We start from the raw sequence: 23,554 nt of genomic DNA on the forward strand, positions 1-23,554 counted from the left end.
CAATCAGGGCGTGACGCTCACCGAATCGAATTCCGACGCGTTGAGCACCGCCTCATCGCCACTCGCGACCACGAGACCGAGGTAGCAGGTCGACGGCAGGTTGGCGGTCAGCGAGCCGAGCCGGATCCAGTTGGTTCCGTCGAGGCTCTTGTAGGCCGTCACCATTCCACCGACACGCTGGAGTCGCAGCCACGGATCACCACCCGCGCTGTTGCCGCTGCGGGACGTGGCGGTCCGCGCGCCGGGACTCGTCCGGCGGACCCAACGGAAGCCGCCGGAACCCTCGACACCGAGGAAGACATGGCGCGAGTTCCCGCCGAGCGTGTCGCGCACCATGATGCCGACCCTCGCATCCGGGCCGGTATCCTGCAGTGAGCTCACCCGCGCGGTGATCGTGAAGTCATCCTCGAGCGTCTGCCACACATACTGGAACTTGTCCTGCCGGTCATCGAGGTAGCCCGCTCCCGAAACGCTGAATACTCCCCCGCTGTCGGAGGCCGACCCGGCCAGCCCGGGCGAGCCGATGTCGGTGCTTTCCCATGGCAGAGAGAGGGACGTTCCGGTGACCTCGATCTCCAGCGAGGCATCGGTCTCCGCGGCTTCACCATCGGTCGCGCGAACGACGAAGACATTCGTTCCGGCACTTCCCGGAGGAGGCGTGCCGCCGAGCGCGCCGTCCGGCGCCACCGTCAACCATGCGGGACCGCTGACCTTGGAGAACGTCACCGTGTCACCGACATCCGGGTCATCGCCGTAGGTCGCCAGCGTCTCGCCCGAGAAAGCGACATCCTCGTCGGCTCCTGCCAACAGGATCGGATCGGCGGAGAAGACCGGCGGGTCGTTGGTGTTGATCACCGTCACGGCCAAGGTCGCTTCGGCGAACTCACCGGCGAGGTCGGTGACCCGCACGGTGAAGACATTGCTTCCGACGTCATCATTGAGCGGCGTACCCGACAGGGAGCCGTCGCCCCCGACGGATAGCCACGCCGGACCACCGGTCTTGCTGAAGGTGAGCGTGTCGCCCGTGTCCGGGTCATCGGCGAAGGATGCGAGACCGCCGGAGTAGGCCGAGTCCTCGGTGGCATCCGCGCCATTGATCGGGTCGGCGGTGAAGGTCGGCGGGTCGTTCACGTTGCTGACCTCGATGGTGAGCGTGGCGGTGTCGGTCAGACCTCCGCCGTCGGTCACCTGAACGGTGAAAGCATTCGACCCGACATCACCGCTCCCAGGAGTGCCGGACAGACTGCCGTTCGGTGCCACCGTGAGCCATCCCGGGCCCCCGGTTTTTGCGAAAGTCTGGGTGTCTCCTGCGTCGGGATCCGTGGCCGTTCCCGCGAGAGTGCCGCTGTACGGAGCGTCCTGCGTCGCGGCAGCCCCGACGATCGGGTCAGCGGTGAAGACCGGCGGGTCGTTGACGTTGGTGACGAAGATCTCAAGCGTCGCCGTGTCCTGGAGGCCGAGGGCATCTTCGACCTGCACCACGAACACGTTGTTGCCCACGTCTCCGCCGTGCGGTGTTCCCGTGAGTGTGCCATTTCCAGCCACCGAAAGCCACGGCGGCCCGGAGACCTTCGAGTAGGTAAGCACATCGCCGGCGTCCGGATCGGATGCGCTGCCGTCCAAGGTGCCGGAATACGGTGAGTTCTGAGTGCCGCCGGTGCCGGTGATCGGATCGGTCGCGAAGGCGGGCGGGTCGTTGACGTTCGCCACCGTGATCTCAAGCGTCGCGGTGTCGGTCTCGCCGAGGGGATCGCTGACCTCGACCGAAAAGGCATTGAGGCCGACGTCCGCATTCGACGGTGTTCCGGACAGGCTTCCGTCCGGATCGACGGTCAGCCAGCCCGGACCGGAAAGCTTCTGGTAGGTCAGGACGTCCCCCGGATTCGGGTCGGTCGCCGTGCCATCGAGCGTGCCGGCATATGGCGAGTCTTCGGTGGCACCCGCGCCGACCACGGGATCGGAGTCGAAAGTCGGAGGCAGGTTGCCGGCAACCACGGAAAGTTGCAGTCCGGGAGTCCCTACCGGATCCTCGGTCACCTGCCACAGCCGACCCGAGGGAAGCGTCGGCAGATCGATCGTGCCGAACGAACCGACGCGTGCGCCGGCCACGAGGACATCGAAGCTGTCGCCGACGTCGGGCACGAATCCATCCACCAGCAGCACATCGAGCACGCCCGCCAGAGTGGCGGTCCCGGTGACGGCTAGCTGGTCGTATCCGCTTCCAGCCGTCGTTCCTCCGAGTTCGACGATCGTCACGGCCGCCGGGTCCTGGTTCAGGGTACCGATACTGAACACCGCGGTGCCTTCCACACCGGGCTCGAGCCCGCCTTCGAGAGTCACGATTCCGGGGACCGATCCCGTTCCTTCGAGAGTCGCGCCGCCTTCGACCAGCACATCATCGGCCGCGTCGAGCGAGCCGGTGACCGCCAACCGGCCGATCATGATGTCGATGTCGCCGGTGTGGGTGTTCACACCGGAAAGGGTCATGCGGCCGTCGCCATCCTTGGTGATCTTGCCGGAGTTTGTCAGGGCGCCGGTGACCAGCAGGTCGCTGAATGCGGCCCCGTCCTCGACGAGATAGGTGGTCGCGCCGACGTGGCTGAAGCTCGCCGCGATGACCGACGACTCGTCCGAGGCGCGCACGGTCACGGTCGAACCACCCGAACGCGAGCGGATGTCGCCACCTCCGCCGACCGTGTTGTCGATCAATCCGCCGGTCAGTTCGGCGTTCCTGAAGTAAGTCTCGGCCGCGAGCAGGAAGGAACCCCCGTCGAGAACGAAGTCCCGCGCCGCTCCGTTCGAGCTTCCGAACGAGTGCGAGTTGACGTTCACCACGGTCGCGCCGTCGGCTACGGTGATTGTCGTGTTTCCGCCGACGTACCCCTGATACCATCCGCCACCGCTCAGGCGCAGCGTTCCCTCCGCCACGACCACGCTTCCGGAAAACGGGCTGGTGCCGTTCAGCGTGAGTTCGCCGGGACCGGACTTGGTAAGCACGTTCGATCCACCCAGCTGCCCGCTGACCGTCAGGCTGCCGCCGTTTCCGACCGCCCAGGCCTGGTCGCCGCCCAGTGTCAGCGGCGCCGAAACCGTCAGGTCCTCGACCGCCGCCAGCATTTCGATGCCATCGGCAAGCGTCAGCGTTCCACCGGCAATCGAAACCGCACCGATCGGGTCGATCAGCACGATCCTTTCGACGCTGGAGCCGGCACCGGTATCGGTCGCGAGATTGGAAACCGAGTTGGTATCGAAAAGCACCGCGTCACCAACGCCGGGAGAAGCACCACCGATCCAGTTCGATCCCGCCGCCCAGGTCGCGTCGGTCAGACCTTCCCAGGTCTTGAGACTGCTGCCGGACTCGGGGACCAGCGTGATCGTAACCTCAGCCGGGGTCGATGTGTTGACGCCATCGCTCACTTCGAAGGTCAAAACGTCGGTGCCCGATGCGCCACCATTGGGGGTGTAGGTGAGATTGGGAGCGGTTCCGCTCAAAACGCCCTTCGACGGGCTGTCGACGACCGTGAAGGTCAGTACCCCGGGTTCGAAGTCGCTTCCGGTCAGCGTGATCGGTGTCGCGGCTCCGCCGAAAATGGTCAGGCTCTGAGGATCGGCGACCGGCACGTAGTTCGCCGGCGGAACCGCGGTGTCACTGACCGTGCCGCCGACCTGGTATTCAAGCACCGCGCCCGGCAAGGGAGCAGCGCCACCCGTCGGGGCGGCCCACACTCCCGGCGACTGCCAGTTCCAGGTGAAGCTGCAGTGGTCGCCGCCACCGCCTTCCTTGTGGAGAACCTCGACGTAGTAGCGTTGGCCGCCAACAAGGGTGATCGGAGCGGAAGCGGGTGCTCCCGACCAAGCGCGATACCCACGATAGCTCGGCTCCGACGCGATCAGCACCCGGTTCGCCCGTGTGGCGTCGGTCGAGAGCCAGAGTTCCGAAGCATCGTCGGTCGCGAGGTAGAATGTGTAGTCGCCATTCTCCGGCGGTGTGATCCAGCCGGCGATCCGTTGCCCGTAGTTGTCGGCGTAGTTCTGCGGAGCCTCACCGCCGGCAATGAACTCACCCACGTCCGGGAAGTTCGGATAGGAAGCGGCACCGGTCAGGGAAGCGACCGAGGCCCCGGAAATGCCCGTGTAGACGTCGCGCCAAAGCCCACCCCAACCGAAGCTGCCGACCCCATCGACGCTCAGCGTCGCCACGTCGCTGGTGGTCGTCCCGTAGGCATTGGAGATCACGCAGTCGTAGTCTCCCGCGGAAGCCGCGGCCACGTTTGGAATGCTCAGCAACGGCGAGGTGCTGGCGGAGCCGATCGGCGATCCGTCGAGACGCCATTGGTAGACGAGTGGCGTGGTGCCTTGGGCATCGACGGTGAAACTCACGGACTCGCCTTGGGAAGCGGTGCGCGACGATGGCTCCGTCACCACGTAAGGTGCGATGCCCGCGGGAGGCGCCACCGTATCGACCAGCAAATCGATCGGCTCGGTCAGCGTGTAGCCCGCGGTCGTCACTTCCAGCTGCACCCGGTAGGTGCCGTCCGAGGGAACCGTGACATCGGTCGTCGCGGCGGCAGGGCTGCCGAAGGTGGCCGTTCCGGGTCCGGAAACATGCGTCCAACTCGCGGTGTAGCTTGCCGGGGCGAGCACGTTGCCGTCGATGTCGGTGATGTCGACCTCGAGCGATTTCGTCAGCGAGTCCACCCGTGCCTGACGCGCCTCGAGCGCCGGCCAGGAGTTCACCGGAGCCTTCATGTGGAACACGAGCTGGTCGGGATCGGGAACCGGGAAACCGGGCAGGTTGCCCGACCGGATCGCGGTCGCGATCGCCCCGTTCACCAGCGCGACGTTGCCCTTGTTCAGATAGCTGTCGCCACCGTTGTTCTGGCGACCGGGGAAGTAGGCGACCGAACCGCTCGGGCCGCGCGACAGCACGGTGTAAAAGCGCGAGTTCTCCTGATAGTGGCGGCGGCCGCGGTCACCGACCCACGGCATCGCCATTTGCGACAGCGCGACACCGCCAAGGGTGTAGGCGTGCGCGTGCTGCTGCCGGAACCAACGCCGCACGAGATAGTCCTCCTGGCGCGCCGCCTTGTCGTTGTCGTCCGCCGTTCCGGCCAGGCCGTAGAGATTCCATCCGGCGAAGGCTCCGCCGGTGCGGCCGGAACTGTCGCCACCGCCCTGCTGGCCGACGTAGCCGACATTGCCGTCGTCGGATCCGCCGCCAACATTGGTCGCGACCTTGATCCGGTCCCAGCACCACAGGAATTTCTCCTCGATGTCGGGCAAGGGATCGCCCGAAGCGTCGTTCAGCGTCGTCCCCGGTGTCACGGTGTGATCCGCCCCGGCCAGCTTGGTCAGCGCCAGCGCGGTGACCGCGTGGGCGTTCATGATGTTGAGCCCGCCCGCGCCGTTGTAGTGCGAGTAGTCACCGTGCACGCCGCCGTGTCCCATGCGTCCGTCACCCGCAACAAAGACGGTGCCGGCGTCGTTGTATTGGCTCCAGTGCTGGACCCGGTTGGCCACCATCTCGGCGGCTTTCTGGACGATCGTGTCGGCCGAAGTGTCGCCCGTCTTCGAGCGGTAAAGTGCGAGAAACATCGTACTTGCGCAGACGTCCCAGTTTTCAAGCCCCGGTCCCTGCGAGTCATAGAGCGCCTGGTCGATGCTCGGCTCCACCGGCTCGAAGGCGCGGCCGTTCAGGTAGTCCTCGCAACGCGTGCGGAGCTTGTCGATCGAGTTGCGGAACGGTCTCGCGCCGGTGGTCGAGTTCCAGTCCGGGTGCGACAGCAGGATGATTCCGAACCAGCCGCTGTTGTAGCCGAAGTTGCCGTTCGAACTGGCATTCACCTTGGCGTGGATCTCGTCGCAGCACCACTCGTAGGCGGCATCGCCCTTCGAACTCCCCGCGGGCCATGCCGGTCCGAGCTCCCCGGAGGTGCCGACGGTGACCGGAATGTCGACGCCGCCGGTGCCGCTGCGGATCACGTTGAGGGTCACGATGCCGGTTCCGCCCTCGGCCCGGTCGATCGCCATGCCGAGATCCTGAACCGCTCCCTGGTAGCCGTTGTTCGAGTTCGTCGAGTGGACCCCGAACGGGATCCCGTCGGCGCCGGCGATGAAATCACCCGCCAGCAGCCCGGCGGTGGCGCCCGGTCCTCCGGACTGGACACTCTTGACGACGACCAGCCCGGATCCGGGCACTCCGTCGCCGGTCCCTCCGATCGGACCGAGTGGGAAATCTTCAGCGGAAACGGCGGCTGGCAGGCCAAGCGCAGCCAAACAGACCAGCAAACGAGCGGGCAGGCACTTCATTGGGCTTGAACGGGTTGGGCAGTAATTTGGGATGGGGCAGTGTCCGACTTCCGTCTGGACAAAGACCATACAATGGGCAAAACGGATCCTGAAACACGCTTTTTTTTGATCTTTAGCGCCAGCATACGCAAATTCCCTTAGCTTTCATGAAGTTACGTCCCCTGCCATTTCTGATCGGCCTGCCACTGCTCGGGCTGGCGATCTATGGCATTTCCCGAATGGGTGACGGTGCGCCGGAGGAGAAATTGGAGATCATTGAGGAACCCGCGAATCCAACACCCGAACCCTCCGGGCCGCCGGAATCTCCGCCCGCCGAAGTGCCAGGTGCCACACCGCCCAACGAATCCGCCGTGGTCCCGCTCGGCGACGAGCGCTACCGGATCGGCCGGGTCGAGTTCGACAAGTCGAAGCGGACGATCACCGTTCCCGCCGCCGTTCTGATGCGAGAGAATCCGGTCGAGTACATGCTGGTGACCCGCAAAGGAAAGGTCCACGAGTCGGTGTTCGTGACCGACGTCGAGCCGCGCGACATCCACGTGGCTGCGCTGCTGATGGGCATGCAGCCGACGGCAGAACTGGGGCCGATGGAGCAGGCCCTCGCCGTGCCGAAGGGATCCGCCATCCAGGCGTGGATCGAGTGGGACCGGAACGGACCACCGGCGAAGATCAACCTCCACGAAGCGCTCGCGCTGACGGGTGCCGGAGGCGACGGGGCCGGTCAGAGCCCGGCGCCCGCCACGCTCTGGCTCTACAACGGCTCGCGGGTCCAGCAGGACGGCACCTTTGTCGCAAGCCGCGACGGATCCGTCATTTCGATCATCCGCGACGGTGAAGCGCTGATCAATTACCCGGGATCCACCCGTGACAACGACGAGGTCCACATCCCCAACACCGAGGCCCTGCCGAAGGTCGGTCACCCGGTGCGCATCGTCTTCAAACTCCGCTAGCCACACCGGCCATCCGGCCTAGTCTGCCGACGTGGCGAGCAAGACACGCAGCAGCGCGAGAAAAACCGGCCGGAAATCGAGCAAGAAGCGGGCCGCGGAGATTCCCGCCATCCGCATCCGCGGCGCGCGCCAGCACAACCTCAAGGGCCTCGATCTCGATATCCCGCTCGGCCAGCTCACGGTGGTCACCGGTCCGTCCGGATCGGGCAAATCTTCGCTCGCCTTCCACACACTCTACGCCGAGGGCCAGCGCCGCTACGTCGAGACCTTCTCGCCCTACGTCCGGCAGTTCTTCGACCGCATGGACAAGCCGGACGTCGACCGCATCGACGGCATCCCGCCCGCGATCGCGATCGAGCAGAAGAACAACATCCGGACCACCCGCTCGACGGTCGGCACGCTGACCGAGATCAACGACTACCTGAAGCTCCTCTTCGCCCGCGCGGCGACCGGTCACGACCCGAAGACCGGCGCCGAAATCCGGCCCGACTCGCCGGAGTCGGCCGCCGAATGGGTGATCGCCAACCTTTCCGGAGAGCAGGTCCTCGTGACCTTCCCGGTGCCCGTCCCGGAGGAAACGAAGAGCGAGGACCTCTTCCCCTTTCTCAACCAGCAGGGCTACCTCCGGATCCTCGACGCCAACGGCCGGGTCCTACGCACCGATGAGCAGCCCGCAGCTTTCGAAGCCGGGACCAAGGTGGAGGTCATCCAAGACCGGATTCGCGTTTCGAAGTCGTCCCAGACCCGACTCCTCGAGGCCTTCGAAACCGCGTTCGCGCTCGGCAAGGGCAGCGCCGCCGCGAATGCCGAGTCGCTCCCCTCGCCGCGCAGCTTCACGACGAGTTGGACCAACCCGGAGACCGGCTTCACGCTGCGTCCCCCCACCCCGTCGCTCTTCTCCTTCAACAACCCGCTCGGTGCCTGCCCGAAGTGCCGCGGCTTCGGCCGGGTGATCGGTCTGGATCTTGAGAAGGCCGTGCCGGACCCGACGCTCTCGATCGCCAAGGGAGCCATCAAGCCGTTCCAAGGAGAGCGCGGCGACGAATGCCAGCGCGACCTCGTCCGCAACTGCCGCGAGCGCGGCATCGACATCCGAACGCCGTGGGAAGACCTCGATGAGGACGTCCGCGAGTGGGTCAATTACGGCGACAGCCCCGACGCCGACATGGAGGAGATGGAGGAGATCTGGCGCGACGGCGGCTGGTACGGAGTGAAGGGCTTCTTCGATTGGCTCGAAACGAAGGCCTACAAGATGCACGTCCGCGTCTTCCTCTCGCGCTACCGGTCCTACACCGCCTGCCCGAAGTGCCGCGGACGCCGACTGCAGCCCGAGGCCCTCTGTTTCCGGGTGGGTGGCAAGACGTTGCCGGACCTCTGGAAACTGCCGGTCAACGAACTCCACGCTTTCTTTCGGGAGCTCGACCTGCCGCTGGAGAACAACCCGTCACTCAAGCTTGTCTGGACCGAGATCGCGTCGCGCCTCGGCTACCTTGAGCAGGTCGGGCTCGGCTACCTCACACTCGACCGCCCGGCGCGCACGCTCTCCGGCGGCGAGATCGAGCGGGTCAACCTGACGAGCTGCCTCGGTGCGTCGCTTTCGAACACGCTGTTCGTGCTCGATGAGCCCACCGTCGGTCTTCACGCCCGCGACATCGAGCGCCTCGTCGGCGTGATGCACGACCTGCGCGACAAGGGGAACACGCTCGTCGTGGTCGAACACGAGGAGACCGTGATGCGCGCCGCCGACCAACTCGTCGACCTCGGCCCCGCTTCCGGCGAACACGGCGGAACCCTGATCTACCAAGGCGAGGTCGGATCGGACGCCCCCGGCCGAAAGGCGGACGAGCGAGGGCGCTCGTCCCTACCCGGAACCCTCCCCTGGCTCACCGGCGAGCGCTCGATCGCCCTCCCTGAAAACCGCCGCGAACCGGAGAACGGCAAGCTGACGGTCAAGGGTGCGACCCGCCACAACCTGCACAAGCTCGACGCCGACATCCCGCTCGGACTGCTCGTCTGCCTCACCGGCGTTTCCGGCTCCGGAAAGTCCACCCTCGCCCACGACGTCATCTACGCCAACCTCGCCCGCAAGCTCCGTCAGCCGACCGAGGAACTCGACCCGGCCCCGATCAAGGAACTACGTGGATCGCAGTACATCAGCGAGGTCCAGCTGGTCGACCAATCACCGCTCGCACGGACGTCGCGCTCGACGCCCGCCATCCTGCTCGGCGCGTTCAACGAGATCCGCCAGCTCTTCGCCCAGACATCCGACGCCCGTTCGCGCGGCTGCACCACCGGATACTTTTCCTTCAACTCCGGCGACGGCCGCTGCGACCGCTGCTCCGGCGCCGGCTTCGAGAAGGTCGAGATGCAGTTCCTTTCGGACATCCAGGTCACCTGCCCGGACTGCGGCGGCCGACGCTACAAGCCGTCGGCCCTCGACATCCACTACCGCGGCAAGTCGATCGCCGACATCCTCGACCTGACCGTCGATCAGGCCCTCGCCTTCTACGCCGACGATCCGTCATCGACCTCGTCGACCCGCAAGCGCCACAGCTCGATCCGTCGCGCGCTGCTTCCATTGAGTGAGGTCGGCCTCGGCTACGTGAAGCTCGGCCAGCCGTTGAACACCTTGTCCGGCGGTGAGTCGCAACGCCTGAAGCTCTGCCAGGTCGTCGCCGAGGACACCGGCAAGCGCCACAAGAAGCCGCGCTTCCTGATCCTCGACGAACCGACGACCGGTCTCCATTTCGGCGACATCGAACGCCTACTCGGTGTGTTCCAGAAGCTCGTCGGACAGGGCCACACGCTGCTGGTCATCGAACACAACCTCGACGTGATCAAGTCGGCCGACTGGATCCTCGAGCTCGGCCCGGGTGCCGGTGCCGACGGCGGCAAGCTAGTCGCCGAGGGCCCGCCGGAGAAGGTCGCCACGCTCAAGACCGAAACCGCCCGCTTCCTCAAGCCCGCCCTCAAAGGTCGGGCCCAAAAAGGTAGGGACGAGCGCCCCCGCTCGTCCGCAGCCCGAAGGACCAACTCGTCCTCCCACACCCTCTCCGACGCCTCCATCACCCTCCGCGGCGCACGCGAGCACAACCTCAAGAACATCGACGTCGACATCCCGCGCGACCAGTTCGTCGTGGTCTCCGGCCTGTCCGGCAGCGGCAAGTCGACCCTGGCCTTCGACATCCTGTTCGCAGAGGGACAGCGGCGATTCCTCGACTCGATGTCGGCCTACGCCCGCCAGTTCGCCGAACAACTCGAGAAGCCGGAACTCGACATCCTCAACGGCCTGCCGCCGACCGTGGCGATCGAGCAACGGGTTTCCCAAGGCGGCATGAAGTCGACCGTCGCCACCGTCACCGAGCTCTGGAACTTCATCCGGCTGCTCTACGCCAAGCTCGGCACGCGCTATTGCCCGGACTGTGACGTGCCGGTCGAGAAGCAATCGGTCGCGGCAATCGACAAAACCATCCACGGCCATCTGAAACGCGGCGGCGTCAGCATCCTCGCCCCCGTGATCCGCGGCCGGAAGGGCTACCACACGGAGGTCGCCGAGTGGGCACTGAAGCAGGGCTTCACGAAGCTGCTCGTCGACCGGCAGTTCCGCGAAGCCGAGGGCTTCGAAAGGCTGACCCGTTATCAAGAGCACGATATCGACGTCGTCGTGGCGGAGCCGTCGGGGCTTTCTGACAAAGCCGCCCTCAAAGACCTGTCCGCCTCGATCGAGCGGGCGCTGGAGATCGGCAAGGGCACGATCCGCATCCTCACCCCGGGCAAGGAGCTGGTTCTCCTTTCGACCGAAGCCAGTTGTCCGTCGTGCCACCAGTCCTTCGACGAACTCGACCCGCGGCTGTTTTCCTTCAACTCACCCTACGGCTGGTGCACCGAATGCCGTGGCCACGGCCAGGTGCCGAAACGACGCCGGGCCTTTGATCCATCGCGCCACGAATCGGTGCTCGCCGCCGAGCTCGATGCCGACCGCAAGGTCGCGCGGATGGACGACACCGAACTGGTCGAGTGTCCGTCCTGTCACGGCACACGCCTCAACCCCGAGTCCCGCGCCGTTCGCCTCGGAGGCGGAACGCCATCGTCGCGCAACAAGGCGGACTTGCGGATCTCCGACCTCTCGCGCTTCTCGGTCACCGACGCGGACACGCATTTCTCCAAGGTCAAGTTCACCGGACCTCGCGACCAGCTCATCGCACGGGACATTCTCCCCGAGATCACCCAGCGGCTCGCCTTCCTCGAACACGTCGGTCTCGGCTACCTCCAGCTCGACCGTTCCGCCACCACGCTGTCCGGCGGCGAAAGCCAGCGCATCCGGCTCGCCGCCCAACTCGGTTCCAACCTCCGCGGCGTCCTCTACGTGCTCGACGAGCCGACCATCGGCCTGCACCCGCGCGACAACGAACAGCTCCTCGACACGCTCATCGGCCTGCGCGACCGAGGCAACTCGCTGATTGTCGTCGAGCACGACGAGGACACCATCGCCCGTGCCGACCACCTCATCGACCTCGGCCCCGCCGCCGGCCGCCTCGGTGGCGAGATCGTCTACCAAGGCGACCCGCCAACTTCGGCAGGTAGGGACGGGCGCCCCCGCCCGTCCGCCGGTCGGCCGAAGACCTCCGACCCTACCCTCTCCCCGACTTATCAGGCCCTCGTTCACCCGATCGTCCATCCGACGCGGGGAAAACGACGCGCCATTTCCAAATCGCATGCCCGGCTCAAGCTCACCGGCTGCCATGCCAACAACCTGCGCGATGTCGACGTCGAGATCCCGCTGGGCCGCCTGACGGTGCTCACCGGCATTTCCGGCTCCGGCAAGTCGACCTTGATGCACCGCTGCCTCGCCGAGGCGGCGCGCGCCGGGAAAAAACCGAAGGGCGCGCCTTTCAAGTCGGCGGCCGGCTTCAAGGCGATCAAGTCGACTTACGAAGTCGACCAGTCTCCGATCGGCAAAACCTCGCGATCCTGCCCGGCGACCTACGTCAAGGTCTTCGACGACATCCGCAAGTTGTTTGCCCAGCTTCCCGACGCCCGCATGCGGGGCTACGATGCTTCCCGTTTTTCGTTCAATACCGGCGACGGACGCTGCGCGGTGTGCGAGGGCAACGGCCGGGTAAAGCTCGAGATGGACTTCCTTCCGACCACATGGATTCCCTGCGAGGCCTGCGACGAGCAGCGCTACAATCCGGCCACCCTCGAGGTCCGCTTCCGCGGCAAGAACATCGGTGAGATCCTCCATCTCACGATCGAGGAAGCCGCCGCCTTTTTCGAATCGCAGCCACGGATCGCGGCTCCCCTGCAGCTCCTCGCCGACACCGGCCTCGGCTATCTCCAGCTCGGGCAGCCGTCGCCGACCGTCAGCGGCGGTGAAGCCCAGCGCATCAAGCTGGTGTCCCAGCTCATCCGCGGCCGGGGCGCCAAGGCAAGACTCGCGACGCGCGAGCTGAAGGCCACCAATCTCTACCTCATCGAGGAACCGACCGTCGGACTGCACCTCGAGGACGTGAAGCGCCTGATCGACGTCCTGCACCGGCTCGTCGACGAGGGTCACACCGTCGTGGTGATCGAGCACCACATGGCGGTTGCCGCAGAGGCTGACTGGATTCTCGACCTCGGCCCCGAGGGCGGCGCGGCGGGGGGGCGGATCGTCGCGCAGGGACCTCCGGAGAAGATCGCCCGCTCGAAACAATCGCGCACCGCGCCATTCCTCCGGGTCGAGTTGGAGAACCGGGACTGAGTCCCGACCTCACGATCTGGCTGGGCGGCCGTCGGGCCGCCACCATCAGTCGAAATCGACGCTCGATGATCCCGAGCCGTCGTGCAGCACCTGGTCGATGACGATGCAGGCGGCGAGGATCGCCACATCATCCTCACCATCGACGATCTGCACGCCGTACACGTCGGACATGCTGAAAAACTCCTTGCTGACGTTGGCCACGACCCGACCACCGCGGGTGAATTCGTAGTCGTGGGTCCAGAAGCGGCCCTTGATCGTGTAGTCGTTGGGACCGGGCACATCGAGCGTGAACTCCTTGCTGAACCAGCGGAACTCCTTCACCACCTCCGCGAAGAGCTGTCCATTACGATGGATCTCGTAGCGAGGCATCATGGAGAACATCTTCTGCGAGATGAAGGCGAGTTCCTGGCCCGCCATGTCCTGAAAGGACAGCTTGTCACCCCATGAGAAGGCCTTGCCCTTCACTTGGAAAACCGGCCGTCCGACGTTGTCGCAAATCTTGAAGTCATCTCCCCACGACCAGAATTTCTCACGGATCTGATAAGTCATGACGGAGTGTGTCAGACCCCGCCTGCAGTCGGCAGTTACAATCCCCTTCCGTTCTTTGGAACGCGGCTGCCAAAAGAGAAAAGCCGCCTCCGGGCGGAGGCGGCTTGGATCGAACTACTTCTTCTTACCTTTGCCCTTGCCCGGGCCTCCACCCTTGGAACCTCCGCCACCCTTGGAGCTTCCTCCGCCTTTGCTGCTGGAACCGGTGTCCTTCGACCGGCCGGGCGACGACTTTTGCTTCGCGCGCTCGAGTTGCTTCGCGCGTTCCTGTTGCTGCTGCTTGGCACGCTCCATCTGCTTCGCCCGTTCCTGCTGTTGTTGCTTGGCACGCTCCATCTGCTTCGCCCGTTCCTGCTGTTGTTGCTTGGCACGCTCCATCTGCTTCGCCTTCTCCTTCTGGGCAGCCGCCGCTTTGGCGCGTTCGTTCGCCTGATCCCGCTTTGCCTTTTCGGCACGGTCCCCGGCTTCCTTCGCCGCCTTTGCCTTCTGGGCGGCCTCCGACGCCTTACGTTGCTGTTCCTTCAGCTTCTCCTGCATCTGCGCGCGGGCGCCCGATCCCTTATCATTCCCCGGAGGAGCCGGTTTATCGACACGCTCCGGAGCTTTCTCGCGACCCCGGGGCTGAGACGCTTGGGATTTCTCCTTGTCGGGCCCGCGACCGACCTCCGGCCGGCCGCCATCCGATTTACCGCGCGGACCTTTGGTCTTTTCGAGGCGTTCGACGATCGCATCGCGCATCGCTTTCCCCTTCGGCTCGGGACGCTCCGGCACCTTCACCGACTTGGCAAAAGCCTCGTCACCCCGACCACGGATGGGTGAGCGCTGGAACTTCTCCTTCAACTCCTTGGCCTCGCCTTTCGGAGAAGACGAGCGGACTTCGAGCTTCTCGCGAAGCTTCCGAAACTGCTCCGCCTGCTCGCGCTGCCGGCCGATCCTCTCGATGTCCGACTTGGCGACCTGCTGGAATTTGAAGCCACCGGAATCCCGCTTCGGATAGTCCCGAATCGAGCTGGCGAAAGCACGGTCGCCGAATCCTTCCGTGCGGATCGTGCGCATCGTCGACCACGTATGGGGCGGACGCGCCTGCACGTTCGAAGTGAGATAGTTGTATCGGTCGCGATGCTTCTTCTCCCAGTGCTTGTCGCCGCGATGGCTCCAGCGCTGGTAAGCGTAGATCGGATCGTAGTGGCCACGCGCGGAGTGCCAGGCGAAGGCCGGATTGTATCCCCTCGAGAGATAACGGGAGTCATAGTAGTCGCCGAAATAGTAGTGGCAGGTCCGCGGCCGGTAGAAGAGGTGGTCGACGAACGCGTTCACAGCGACCACCACGCTCGGTTGATAACGGTAGCGGGCGCCGTGATTGCGGTGAAAATGCACCGGAGCAAAGACCACGCCACGACGGGCGACCGAGTAGTCCCAGTAGCCGTCGACAAACACATAGCCGCGGGGTGTCCAGACGTATCGGGCGGGAACCCACGTCCAGCCATCGCGAAGGGGCGACCAGTAGCCCGAGCGCCACACGTAGCGGGTATCGGCCCAAATCCATGATCCGGGAATCCAGCTATGGTCGGAGCTCGGTGCCGCGACACTCGGGCCGGCCTCGACCGTCGCGGGAGGAGCCGTCGAAAAATAGCTCACCTCCTCGACGTCCGCATCGCCCCAGTATCCGGAAACCCACTGCCACTCGGAACTTCCGAGTTCGTCCCAGTAGCCAGGAACCCACTGACGTTCGGGCGGCAGGTTCCGCCAGACGCCACTGATCCAAAGGTAGTCGCTCTGGTCGTCTTCCCAGCCCCAATAGCCCGGGATCCACGTGACGTTGTCTCCCTCGGGCCGCATCTCCGGCGGCAGTTCTTCCAGAGGCTCAGGCGGCAGCTGGTTGACGATGATGCCTGGCTCGGGTTCAAAAGTGACGGACTCGGCGAAGGCCTCGTGGACAGGTCCGCGCGTCAGCACCTCGAAGTTGTCGACGTCCTGCGCTGGCAGCGGCACGGCCTCGGAGGTGGTTGAAGAGGCGACAAACACCGCCCCGCCAGCGAGTGCCGCGGAGAGGGCGATGATGGTGATGGTTCGGTTTTTCATGATCGTTGAAATTCGGTTCTGTGTTTCCGGTGCGACGGATCCCATCCGCCCGCATTCAAACGCAGACTGCTTGCCGCCTTGGGAACCGCGTTCTGACCAACTGGCAGCCAGCGCCTTATGAATCCCCCGACTTTTCCCAAGTTTCTCCGAGAACCGCACCCTGCACGGATCCACATGGCACCCTGCACGATCCCCGTTCCGCTCTGTGAAGTTGCCTCACTCTCCCCCGCCTGACAGCGTGCGCCCATGCAGGTCGAGAAAGTGAAATACGTGCTCTGGGCGGCCGACTGGCAGCGCTGCGTGAAGTTCTACAGCGAGCTGTTCGGTGGCGAAGCGACGATGGAATCGGAAGTCTGGAGCGAGGTCGTCATCCAAGGAGCCATCATCGGCATCCACGGCGGTGGCGAAGGCAAGCGCACCTGGACCGGCCTGTCATTCCAGCTCGACGACCTCCGCGAAGGCATCCGTCGGCTGAAGGAATGCGGTGGCGATCTGACCTGCGAGCCCACGGACACCCCGGAGGAACCGCTTCACCTCGCGATGTGCATCGACCCCGAGGGCAACGAGTTCATGATGACCCAGCGGCGGAGCTGAAAAGGACCGCGCGGCTCCGACCGCGCTACGGAAGGTAGGGACGACTGCCCCCAGTCGTCCGCGATCCGCCGGCAAGGCCGTTGCGACCCCGGACTCATCGGACAAGCGAGCGGCGCTTTCAGCAGGACCGTGCGGCTCCGACCGCGCCCCGGAAGGTAGGGACGACTGCCCCAGTCGTCCGCGATCTGCCCACAGGCCGTTGCGATCCTTCACGCACCGGACAAGCAAGGGCCGCTTCCAGCAGGACCGCGCGGCTCCGACCGCGCCCCCGAGAATCGGGCATCTGTTGAGCCGGGGTTCCGGGGCGCGGTCGGAGCCGCGCGGTCCTTTCCTCCACTCCCCTACCCGCAGTCCGGACCGGCAATCACGCGCGCGACGCCGCCGCGATGGTGTTCTTCATCAGCATCGCGATCGTCATCGGCCCGACTCCGCCGGGCACCGGGGTGATGGCCTTACACTTGGGTGCGACTTCTTCGTAGGCGACGTCACCGGTCAGGCGGTAGCCGCTCTTCCGCGAAGGATCCTCCACGCGGTTGATTCCGACATCGATCACCACCGCCCCGTCCTTGACCCAATCCGCCTTGACCATTTCCGGGCGGCCGACGGCTGCCACCAGGATGTCGGCCTCGCGGCAGATCGCGGGCAAATCACGGCTGCGCGAGTGGGCCACCGTCACGGTCGCGTCGGAACCCTTCGCCATCAGCAGGAGCGCCATCGGCTTGCCAACGATCATGCTGCGACCGATCACCACCGCGTTCGCGCCGCTGGTCTCGATGCCCGCCTCCTTGATCAGGCGCATGCAACCGGCCGGTGTGCACGGAACGAATCCGGTGGGATCTTCCAATGCGAGTTTGGCGACGTTTTCCGGATGGAAGCCGTCGACATCCTTCGCCGGGTCGAGCGCCCTCACGATTTCCTCCTCGTCGATCTGCTCCGGCGGCGGGCTCTGGACGAGGATACCGTGAATCGCCGGATCGGCATTCAGCTCCGCCACGACTTTCAGCAACTCTTCCTGGGTGGTCTCGGTCGGTAGCTCGATCTTCCTCGAATGGATGCCGAGGTCGCCACAGGTCCGGACCTTCGATCCGACGTAAACCATGGAAGCGGGATCCTCCCCCACCAGCACCACGGCCAGCCCGGGAGTCACTCCTTTTGCCTTCAATGAATCCACTTCCCGCCGGCACTCCTCAAGAACCGTTGCGGCCACTGCCTTTCCATCGATCACCTTGCTCATGTCGCTTCGTTGAAGTCCTCGACACCCGACCGGAGCCGGTCCTCGATCCGCGAGCGCCAAGTTTCAAATTCATCCTCTCCAAGCCGTCCCGGAACCGCAAGCGCCTCGTCGAAAATGACGCGCACCTTGCTGAACGGCACCGGCAGACGGAAGCGGTCCCAGCTGCCGAGCTGCCAGGCGCGGGTGAATTCGACGTGGATCGGGATCACCGGCGCGCCCGAAGCTTCCGCAAGTTTCACCAGCCCGGCCTGCAGGACATACCGCGGACCGCGCGGACCATCGGGCGTGACACAGCAGTCAGTCCCGTCCCGCAGCGTTTTGCGCAGCGCGACCAGAGCGGCCACCCCGCGCCGCGAGGATGATCCGCGGACCGATCCGAGGCCGAAAACACCCACCGCGCGTGCCAGTGTGGCGCCGTCGTGGCTGGCGCTTGTCAGGACCACCGCCTTGCGCCACTTGCCGCAGAGTTTCCGCCACGCCGCCGGCACCACGAAGATCCGGTTGTGCCACAGCCCGTAGATCACCGGCCCCTTGAGCTTGTCGCGCTCGCCGAGACCGCAGCGGTCCACCAGTTCGAAGCGCAGCGTCATGCACCACAGGCGCATCAGCCAACCGGCCAGGGACCCCAGCAGCGACGACTTCCGACTCTCGCGAATCTCGCTGCCCATCACAGGAATCCCCCCGCGTGGAGGGTCTCTGCCAAGTACTGCTGACGGGCCAGAAGCTCTCCGTAGAATTCGTGAAGTGCGGCATCGGGCAGACGCCGCGACGCCTCGTCGGCCGTCACCACATAACCCGCGATCTCATCGAAGCCGAGCTCCTCGCCCTGATCGTGGAAATACACCACCGCCGCCTGCATGGCCGCGCCGAGCAGCGCCCCGCCGCCACCGGAAACGGCAACGACCGGCACTCCGAAAACGTCCGCCAGAAGCTGGGCCGACGTCGGCCCGACATCGCGGGTCAGGCGCACCTCGGTCGGTTCGAATCCGATGTCGCGCAGCCGGCTCATGGCGAATCCGAATCCGAGCGCCACCCCTTCGGCCGCCGCCCTGGCGAGATTACCCGGCGTGAAATTGTCGAGCGTCATGCCGTGCAGCACACCGCAGCCGTCGGGCATCCGCGGCACCGACTCGCCTCTCAAATACGGGAGAAACAGTAGACCGTCCGCACCCGCCGGCGCGGCGGTGATCGCGTGGTCGAACTCTGCGCCCGTCCAGCCATACTGACGCCGGATCAGCTCCGGAGCGGCGATCACATTCTCGAGATCCATGCGGGTGATGCCGTTGCCCGCGAGGTCGCAGCCGACCTTGCCCTCGCCGTGGAAGTCGACCCGCGCCTCCGCAGCCAGACCGACCAGCGCGCCTTCGGCCGACACATCCGCGAGCAGATCCTCCGGCAGCGCCGCGCCCGAGGCGAACAATCCCGCCGCGCGGCCGTCGCTTCCCGCAGCCACCAGCACTCCCTTCGGCAGCCCCCACGCGTCCCCCAGCGACTCCCGCAGCGCACCGCGCGCCTGCCGGGCTTCGAGCACCTCGGGCAGCAACCCGCCGAGGCCTTCGCCAATGAATGCTGTCAGCGGTTCGCACCACGTCCGGTTCGGCACTTCGAAGAGTCCGCTGGCCGCCGCGGTCGATGCCGAAGTCGCGTTGGTCCCTGTCAGCCAGTAGCCGATGAAATCCTGCGCCGAGAGCAGCCGGGCGGCCCGCTGGAAGTGCTTCGGCTCGTGCTCCTTCAGCCAAAGTGCCTGGGCTGCCAGCGAACCTGCCGAGAGCGCGTTGCCGGTCATCTCGATGAGCCCCGGGGCCCCGCCGAAAGCCCGGCCGATCTCCTCGACCTGGCGACGCGCCGAGCGGTCGTTCCCCCGTTTGGCCGGCCGGACGATGCGGTCGTCGCCATCAAGCACCACCATCCCGCCGGCGGGCGCGGTCACGCCGATCCCGGCGACCGAAGCCTTGGCATCGCCCAGCTGCGCCAGCACCTCGCGAACGGCGTGATCGACAGCCCCGATCCACCTCGCCGGGTCCTGCTCGGCATAGCCTTCCGGCAGACCCTCGATCCACTCGAGCGGGGCCGAGGCGGTCGCGGTGACGCGGGCGGCCTCGAGCTCGAGGGCCGCCACACGGGTCAATCCGTGGCCGATTTCGATTCCCAGAAAGTGCATGGATGGAAGGGTGGAAAGCGCCGGGCTTTTCGTGGTCCTCACCCTCAGCATCGGCCGGACCCTTGGCAAGCCCGGGCTTGATCCGCCACGGGGCCGGTCCATCCTTCCCGCATGAGCGACTTCGAAGACAAGGTGCGCGACGCGCTTTCCAACCCTCAGAACCAGGGTGAAATGAGCGACGCCGACTCGGTCGGCACCGTCGGCTCGCCCGACTGCGGCGATATGCTGCGGATGTGGCTGAAGTTCACCGAGAAGGACGGCAAGAAGGTGATCGACCGGGCGTCCTTCCAAAGCTTCGGCTGCCAGACGGCGATCGCGGTCGCCTCGATGGCCACCGAATTGCTCAAGGGCAAGACCGCCGAGGAGGCGGCCAAACTGTCCGCCGACGAACTGACCGGCGAACTCGGCCCCTTGCCGCCGATGAAGATCCACTGCGGCCAGCTCGTCGAGGGCGCCCTGCGCAACGCGCTCGGCGGTCCGTCCGACGAAGCCTCGGCCGAGCCGGCGAAGACGCTCTCGGCCGAGCTTCAGAAGCCGAAGGGCAACATCCGCATCGTGCCGCTGGATTAGATTGGCAAGGAGCGGCGTCCTCCGGGCGCCGTGGCGGTCCGGAATCGGCGCCCGAAGGACGCCGCTCCTTGATCACTCCCGGCCTTGCATGTTCCGGGTGCAGGCGGGAAGCTCCACTGCAGATGGAATCCCACGAATGGCGCGAACGCACGGAGGAGGGACTGCGCTTCTGGCGGGCCAACCGGCATGCCGGCCGCTGGACGTTCCAGACGACCCTCAAGACCGATCCCGACTGGGAGCCGATCGACCCGGTGCCCCGCGAACTCTGGCAGGCGCTGCGCGAGAAACTGTGGAACAAGTACCAGCGCGGCCGCTGCCCGTGGGAACACATCGCCTACATCGACAAGTTGCTCGAAGACGACGACTCCTGACCCTTTCCCGCCGATGACCAAGAACCAAAGCGAATTCCTTTTCCGCCTGCTTGAAACCCCGAGTCCCACCGGCAGCGAGATGCTGGGCCAGCGGGTCTGGGCCGACTATCTGAAGCCAACCGCCGACGAGGTCGCATGCGATGCCTATGGCTCGACCTGGGCGACCCTCAAGGGCAAGTCGAAGCACCGCGTGATGCTCGCCGCCCACGCCGACGAAATCGGCTGGATGATCAAGGCGGTTCAGGACGACGGATTCCTCCGCATCGACCGGGTTGGCGGTTCCGACCACGCCACCGCCCGCGGGCGCCGGCTGCGGATCCTCGGCGACAAGGGTGAAGTCCTCGGGATCATCGGCAATACCGCCATCCACCTGCGCAAGGATTCGCTCGGCGACGAAAAGGCGCCGAAGGTCCACGAGCTGTGGGTCGATGTCGGTGCCTCGTCCGCCAAGGAAGTCGCGGAGCTCGGCTTGCGGGTCGGTCACTTCGCGGTCTATGCCGACACCCCGACCGAACTCGCCCACAAACGCATCGTCTCCCGCGCGCTCGATAACCGCATCGGCTCGTTCATCATCGCCCAGGTGCTCCGACGCCTGGCCAAGTCGGAAAAGAAGTCCGACGCCTCGCTGGTCTGCCTGAATGCGATCCAGGAGGAGATCGGCGGTCACGGCGCGGTCATGGCGACCTACCGGCTGAAGCCCGACGCCTGCATCTGCCTCGATGTCACCCATGCCACCGACACGCCCGGCCTCGATACGAACCAGCACGGCAAGGTGACGCTGGGTGGCGGACCGACCGTCACCCACGGCACCGCCAACCATCCACTGATCGTCGAGCGCCTGATTTCGATCGCCGAGAAGGAAGGCATCCCGCTCCAGCACGAGGCGTCCAGCCGCTTCACCGGGACGGACACCGACAAGATCTTCCAGCAGCGCGGCGGCGTGCCGAGTGCCCTCGTCTCCCTCCCGCTCCGCTGCATGCACTCGGTCGTCGAGACCGCTCACCTCGACGACATCGAGAATACCATCAAACTTCTCGCCGCCTTCGTCGTTTCGGTGAAGGAGGACGAACCGTTCCATCAATCGCTGTGATCCGACTGCTTGCCGGCATCGTTTGCCTGACCCTCACCGCCCGGGCCGAAATCGGTCCGAAGGAGGTGGCGATGGCGTATCTCGATGCGATCCGGCAAGACGACCTCGACCTGCTCGAGGACACGGCGCTTTCCCCCGGCACGACCGCCGAAAAAACCGCATCGATCCGCCTCCGGCTGGATCACCTCGCCGAAGAATTGGATCGCGGGGACTGCGAGGTCATTGAGGAAAAGCGCGAGGGCGACCTGGCCGCGATCCTGATTTCGCAGGTCACAGAATTCGATCCGACCGGCGTCCAGATCCACGCGATCGGCCTGATCAAGCGGGAAGAGAACTGGCTTCCGGCGCCGGTGCCCGCGTCGTTCGAGAACACCGGCATCAGCTACGTTCCGTCGATGGCGAAGCAGGCTGAAAAGCTTGAGGCATGGATGCTCGACCAGCGCGCCGCCCGGCTCGAAACCGTACGCACCTCCATCCGCGAAAAGCTGCTCAACGATGTCCGTGGCACGCTGACCAAGGACGAGCTCTTCGAGGGTCCGCCGGAGAAACTCGTATTCGATTTCATCGAGGCCTGCAGGAACTCCCGCCTGCCTGCCGCGCTCGCCTATCTCGGCGGGCTTGAGGACCCGCTTCCGAAAGGCTGGGACGAGACGGTCGCGGTCACCGCAACCGGCCTGCGCCGGAATCCCCATCACACGGGCCCCTGGAGCCGCCTGGTTTCCGACCGTGTGCTGCGGGCGGTCGTCCACACCGAAACCGAAAAGAGCCGGGCAATTGTCAGCATCGGCGACTTCGATCCGGTCGAAGCGCGCCCCGGGCAGGAATCCATCGGGATCCGCGAGTTGGTCCTCGAACGCAACGAAGCCGGCTTCTGGCGCCTCAAGCTTCCCGGCTGGTTGGTCGGAGCGGACGATGAGGAGCTTTCCGCGGCGCCTTCGTTTTTCGATCTCAAGGCCTCGTTTCCCGTCCGGCTTTTCGAAAGCGCCAAGCCCGCGGGTTTCGCCACACCGGAAGAGCTGGGTGAAACCTTCCTGAGCAAGGTAGCCGACCCGAGCCTGCGGTCGATCCTCCCCTTCATCGCGACCGACGATGAGGAGGACGCGATGCTCGCCCTGACCAGCTACGCCCACCTCTGGCGGGGATTCCGGAACTCCCAGCAGATCCGGCTGCTGCTCGATTGCGAGACCGACGGCGACGAGGGTGCCGCGCTCTACTGCGAACTCGATCCCTATAACCCGGAACTGCGCCGCGACCTCATCCGCGAACTCCGTCTGGTGCGCCGACCCGCAGGTTGGAGACTCGCGCCCGATGCCGCTCCAAGACTCGAGGATTTCACGGACAAGCTGCGGCTCTGGCTCCAGAAAAGCCGCGACCAATCGCGCGCCGACTGGCTGGAGACGCTCGGGCTCAATGCCCGTCTCGGCGGACTGCCGGCCGACTCCGCCCCCTCCGAGGAAGATGCCCGGGCCGCTGCCGAGGCATGGGTCGCCGCGCTCCAATCGCGCAAGCCGCGACGGATCTTCGAACGTGTGGCGATCTTCGATGACGATGAGGGCATCCGGCGGCTCTTCGCCTACCTCGGTCAGGAACTGCCGAGCCGCAGCACCTTGGAGATCCTCGGCATGCACCGGTTCGGCCGCTGGGCCGCGGTCAGCATCCGCCACCAACCGCCCGACCCCGAGGACCCGCCATTCAACCTGCTGCACCCGATCGTCAGCACGCCCGCCGGAGCGAAGGTCCTGCCCGAGGGCATCCTCTACCTTGCGGACACCCGCGCCCGCGAGTTCCTGAATGCCGACGTTTGGAAACGCCTCGGCAGGCGCCTCCCGGAGAGCGCCGTCGAAGAACTCAAGGCAGCCCACACGGCTCACACCGAACTCTGTCGCGAAGCCGACGGAGAGTAG

General features: G+C 65.7%; 13 protein-coding genes. 7 read left to right on the plus strand and 6 right to left on the minus strand.

What is annotated here, in order from left to right; translation table 11 throughout:
- Positions 1 to 3 precede the first annotated feature (3 nt).
- Positions 4 to 6,309 carry an Ig-like domain-containing protein gene (locus HAHE_RS04465; protein ID WP_338688950.1) on the minus strand — a complete coding sequence of 2,102 codons (6,306 nt, stop codon included), beginning with the start codon at positions 6,307 to 6,309 and terminating at the stop codon, positions 4 to 6.
- Between the two features lie 146 nt (positions 6,310 to 6,455).
- On the opposite strand from HAHE_RS04465, the gene HAHE_RS04470 reads away from it, so the two are divergent.
- Together HAHE_RS04470 and uvrA are read left to right on the plus strand one after the other, a co-directional pair.
- Positions 6,456 to 7,256, plus strand: a complete 801-nt coding sequence (locus HAHE_RS04470) for a YdjY domain-containing protein (protein WP_338688952.1) — start codon at positions 6,456 to 6,458, stop codon at positions 7,254 to 7,256.
- Between the two features lie 31 nt (positions 7,257 to 7,287).
- Complete coding sequence (gene uvrA / locus HAHE_RS04475) at positions 7,288 to 12,999, plus strand: excinuclease ABC subunit UvrA (RefSeq protein WP_338688954.1); 5,712 nt, start codon at positions 7,288 to 7,290, stop codon at positions 12,997 to 12,999.
- Between the two features lie 45 nt (positions 13,000 to 13,044).
- Here uvrA and HAHE_RS04480 read toward each other — a convergent pair whose 3' ends face one another.
- Together HAHE_RS04480 and HAHE_RS04485 are read right to left on the minus strand one after the other, a co-directional pair.
- Entirely contained in the window at positions 13,045 to 13,548 is a 504-nt protein-coding gene (locus HAHE_RS04480) for an LURP-one-related/scramblase family protein (RefSeq protein WP_338688955.1), read from the minus strand.
- 114 nt (positions 13,549 to 13,662) lie between these two features.
- The gene (locus HAHE_RS04485; protein WP_338688956.1) at positions 13,663 to 15,630 is read right to left on the minus strand and encodes a hypothetical protein; all 1,968 of its coding nucleotides are present in this window, start codon (positions 15,628 to 15,630) and stop codon (positions 13,663 to 13,665) included.
- Positions 15,631 to 15,876: 246 nt separating this feature from the next.
- Between HAHE_RS04485 and HAHE_RS04490 the strand changes: the two genes are divergently transcribed.
- The gene (locus HAHE_RS04490) at positions 15,877 to 16,224 is read left to right on the plus strand and encodes a VOC family protein (RefSeq protein WP_338688957.1); all 348 of its coding nucleotides are present in this window, start codon (positions 15,877 to 15,879) and stop codon (positions 16,222 to 16,224) included.
- A 364-nt stretch (positions 16,225 to 16,588) separates the two neighbouring features.
- On the opposite strand, the gene folD is transcribed toward HAHE_RS04490, so the two are convergent.
- From folD to HAHE_RS04505, 3 genes are read right to left on the minus strand one after another with little or no spacing between them, the layout of a single operon-like run.
- Complete coding sequence (gene folD, locus HAHE_RS04495) at positions 16,589 to 17,458, minus strand: bifunctional methylenetetrahydrofolate dehydrogenase/methenyltetrahydrofolate cyclohydrolase FolD (RefSeq protein ID WP_338688959.1); 870 nt, start codon at positions 17,456 to 17,458, stop codon at positions 16,589 to 16,591.
- A complete protein-coding gene (locus tag HAHE_RS04500) occupies positions 17,455 to 18,126 on the minus strand; it encodes a lysophospholipid acyltransferase family protein (protein ID WP_338688961.1) in 672 nt (223 codons plus the stop codon). Before HAHE_RS04500 ends, folD begins: the two co-directional genes overlap by 4 nt.
- Positions 18,126 to 19,619 carry an FGGY family carbohydrate kinase gene (locus tag HAHE_RS04505; RefSeq protein WP_338688963.1) on the minus strand — a complete coding sequence of 498 codons (1,494 nt, stop codon included), beginning with the start codon at positions 19,617 to 19,619 and terminating at the stop codon, positions 18,126 to 18,128. The genes HAHE_RS04500 and HAHE_RS04505 overlap by 1 nt, the downstream gene beginning before the upstream one ends.
- Before the next feature lie 111 nt (positions 19,620 to 19,730).
- Between HAHE_RS04505 and HAHE_RS04510 the strand changes: the two genes are divergently transcribed.
- From HAHE_RS04510 to HAHE_RS04525, 4 genes are all read left to right on the plus strand, one after another.
- Positions 19,731 to 20,189, plus strand: coding sequence for an iron-sulfur cluster assembly scaffold protein (locus tag HAHE_RS04510; protein WP_338688965.1), 459 nt, complete (start codon positions 19,731 to 19,733; stop codon positions 20,187 to 20,189).
- Between the two features lie 122 nt (positions 20,190 to 20,311).
- Complete coding sequence (locus HAHE_RS04515) at positions 20,312 to 20,560, plus strand: hypothetical protein (protein ID WP_338688967.1); 249 nt, start codon at positions 20,312 to 20,314, stop codon at positions 20,558 to 20,560.
- A gap of 13 nt (positions 20,561 to 20,573) precedes the next feature.
- Positions 20,574 to 21,650 carry a M42 family metallopeptidase gene (locus tag HAHE_RS04520; protein ID WP_338688969.1) on the plus strand — a complete coding sequence of 359 codons (1,077 nt, stop codon included), beginning with the start codon at positions 20,574 to 20,576 and terminating at the stop codon, positions 21,648 to 21,650.
- On the plus strand, positions 21,647 to 23,554 hold the full coding sequence (locus tag HAHE_RS04525; RefSeq protein WP_338688971.1) for a hypothetical protein: 1,908 nt from the start codon (positions 21,647 to 21,649) through the stop codon (positions 23,552 to 23,554). The genes HAHE_RS04520 and HAHE_RS04525 overlap by 4 nt, the downstream gene beginning before the upstream one ends.

The sequence above is a fragment of the Haloferula helveola genome (assembly GCF_037076345.1).
Taxonomy (GTDB): Bacteria; Verrucomicrobiota; Verrucomicrobiia; order Verrucomicrobiales; family Akkermansiaceae; genus Haloferula; species Haloferula helveola.

Excerpts from the sequence above, each read along its gene's own strand:
- HAHE_RS04505 (WP_338688963.1), bottom strand. The coding sequence starts at position 19,619 with ATGCACTTTCTGGGAATCGAAATCGGCCACGGATTGACCCGTGTGGCG.
- HAHE_RS04500 (WP_338688961.1), bottom strand. The coding sequence starts at position 18,126 with ATGGGCAGCGAGATTCGCGAGAGTCGGAAGTCGTCGCTGCTGGGGTCC.
- HAHE_RS04470 (WP_338688952.1), top strand. The coding sequence starts at position 6,456 with ATGAAGTTACGTCCCCTGCCATTTCTGATCGGCCTGCCACTGCTCGGG.
- HAHE_RS04490 (WP_338688957.1), top strand. The coding sequence starts at position 15,877 with ATGCAGGTCGAGAAAGTGAAATACGTGCTCTGGGCGGCCGACTGGCAG.
- HAHE_RS04465 (WP_338688950.1), bottom strand. The coding sequence starts at position 6,309 with ATGAAGTGCCTGCCCGCTCGTTTGCTGGTCTGTTTGGCTGCGCTTGGC.
- HAHE_RS04515 (WP_338688967.1), top strand. The coding sequence starts at position 20,312 with ATGGAATCCCACGAATGGCGCGAACGCACGGAGGAGGGACTGCGCTTC.
- HAHE_RS04480 (WP_338688955.1), bottom strand. The coding sequence starts at position 13,548 with ATGACTTATCAGATCCGTGAGAAATTCTGGTCGTGGGGAGATGACTTC.
- HAHE_RS04510 (WP_338688965.1), top strand. The coding sequence starts at position 19,731 with ATGAGCGACTTCGAAGACAAGGTGCGCGACGCGCTTTCCAACCCTCAG.
- HAHE_RS04485 (WP_338688956.1), bottom strand. The coding sequence starts at position 15,630 with ATGAAAAACCGAACCATCACCATCATCGCCCTCTCCGCGGCACTCGCT.
- folD (WP_338688959.1), bottom strand. The coding sequence starts at position 17,458 with ATGAGCAAGGTGATCGATGGAAAGGCAGTGGCCGCAACGGTTCTTGAG.
- HAHE_RS04520 (WP_338688969.1), top strand. The coding sequence starts at position 20,574 with ATGACCAAGAACCAAAGCGAATTCCTTTTCCGCCTGCTTGAAACCCCG.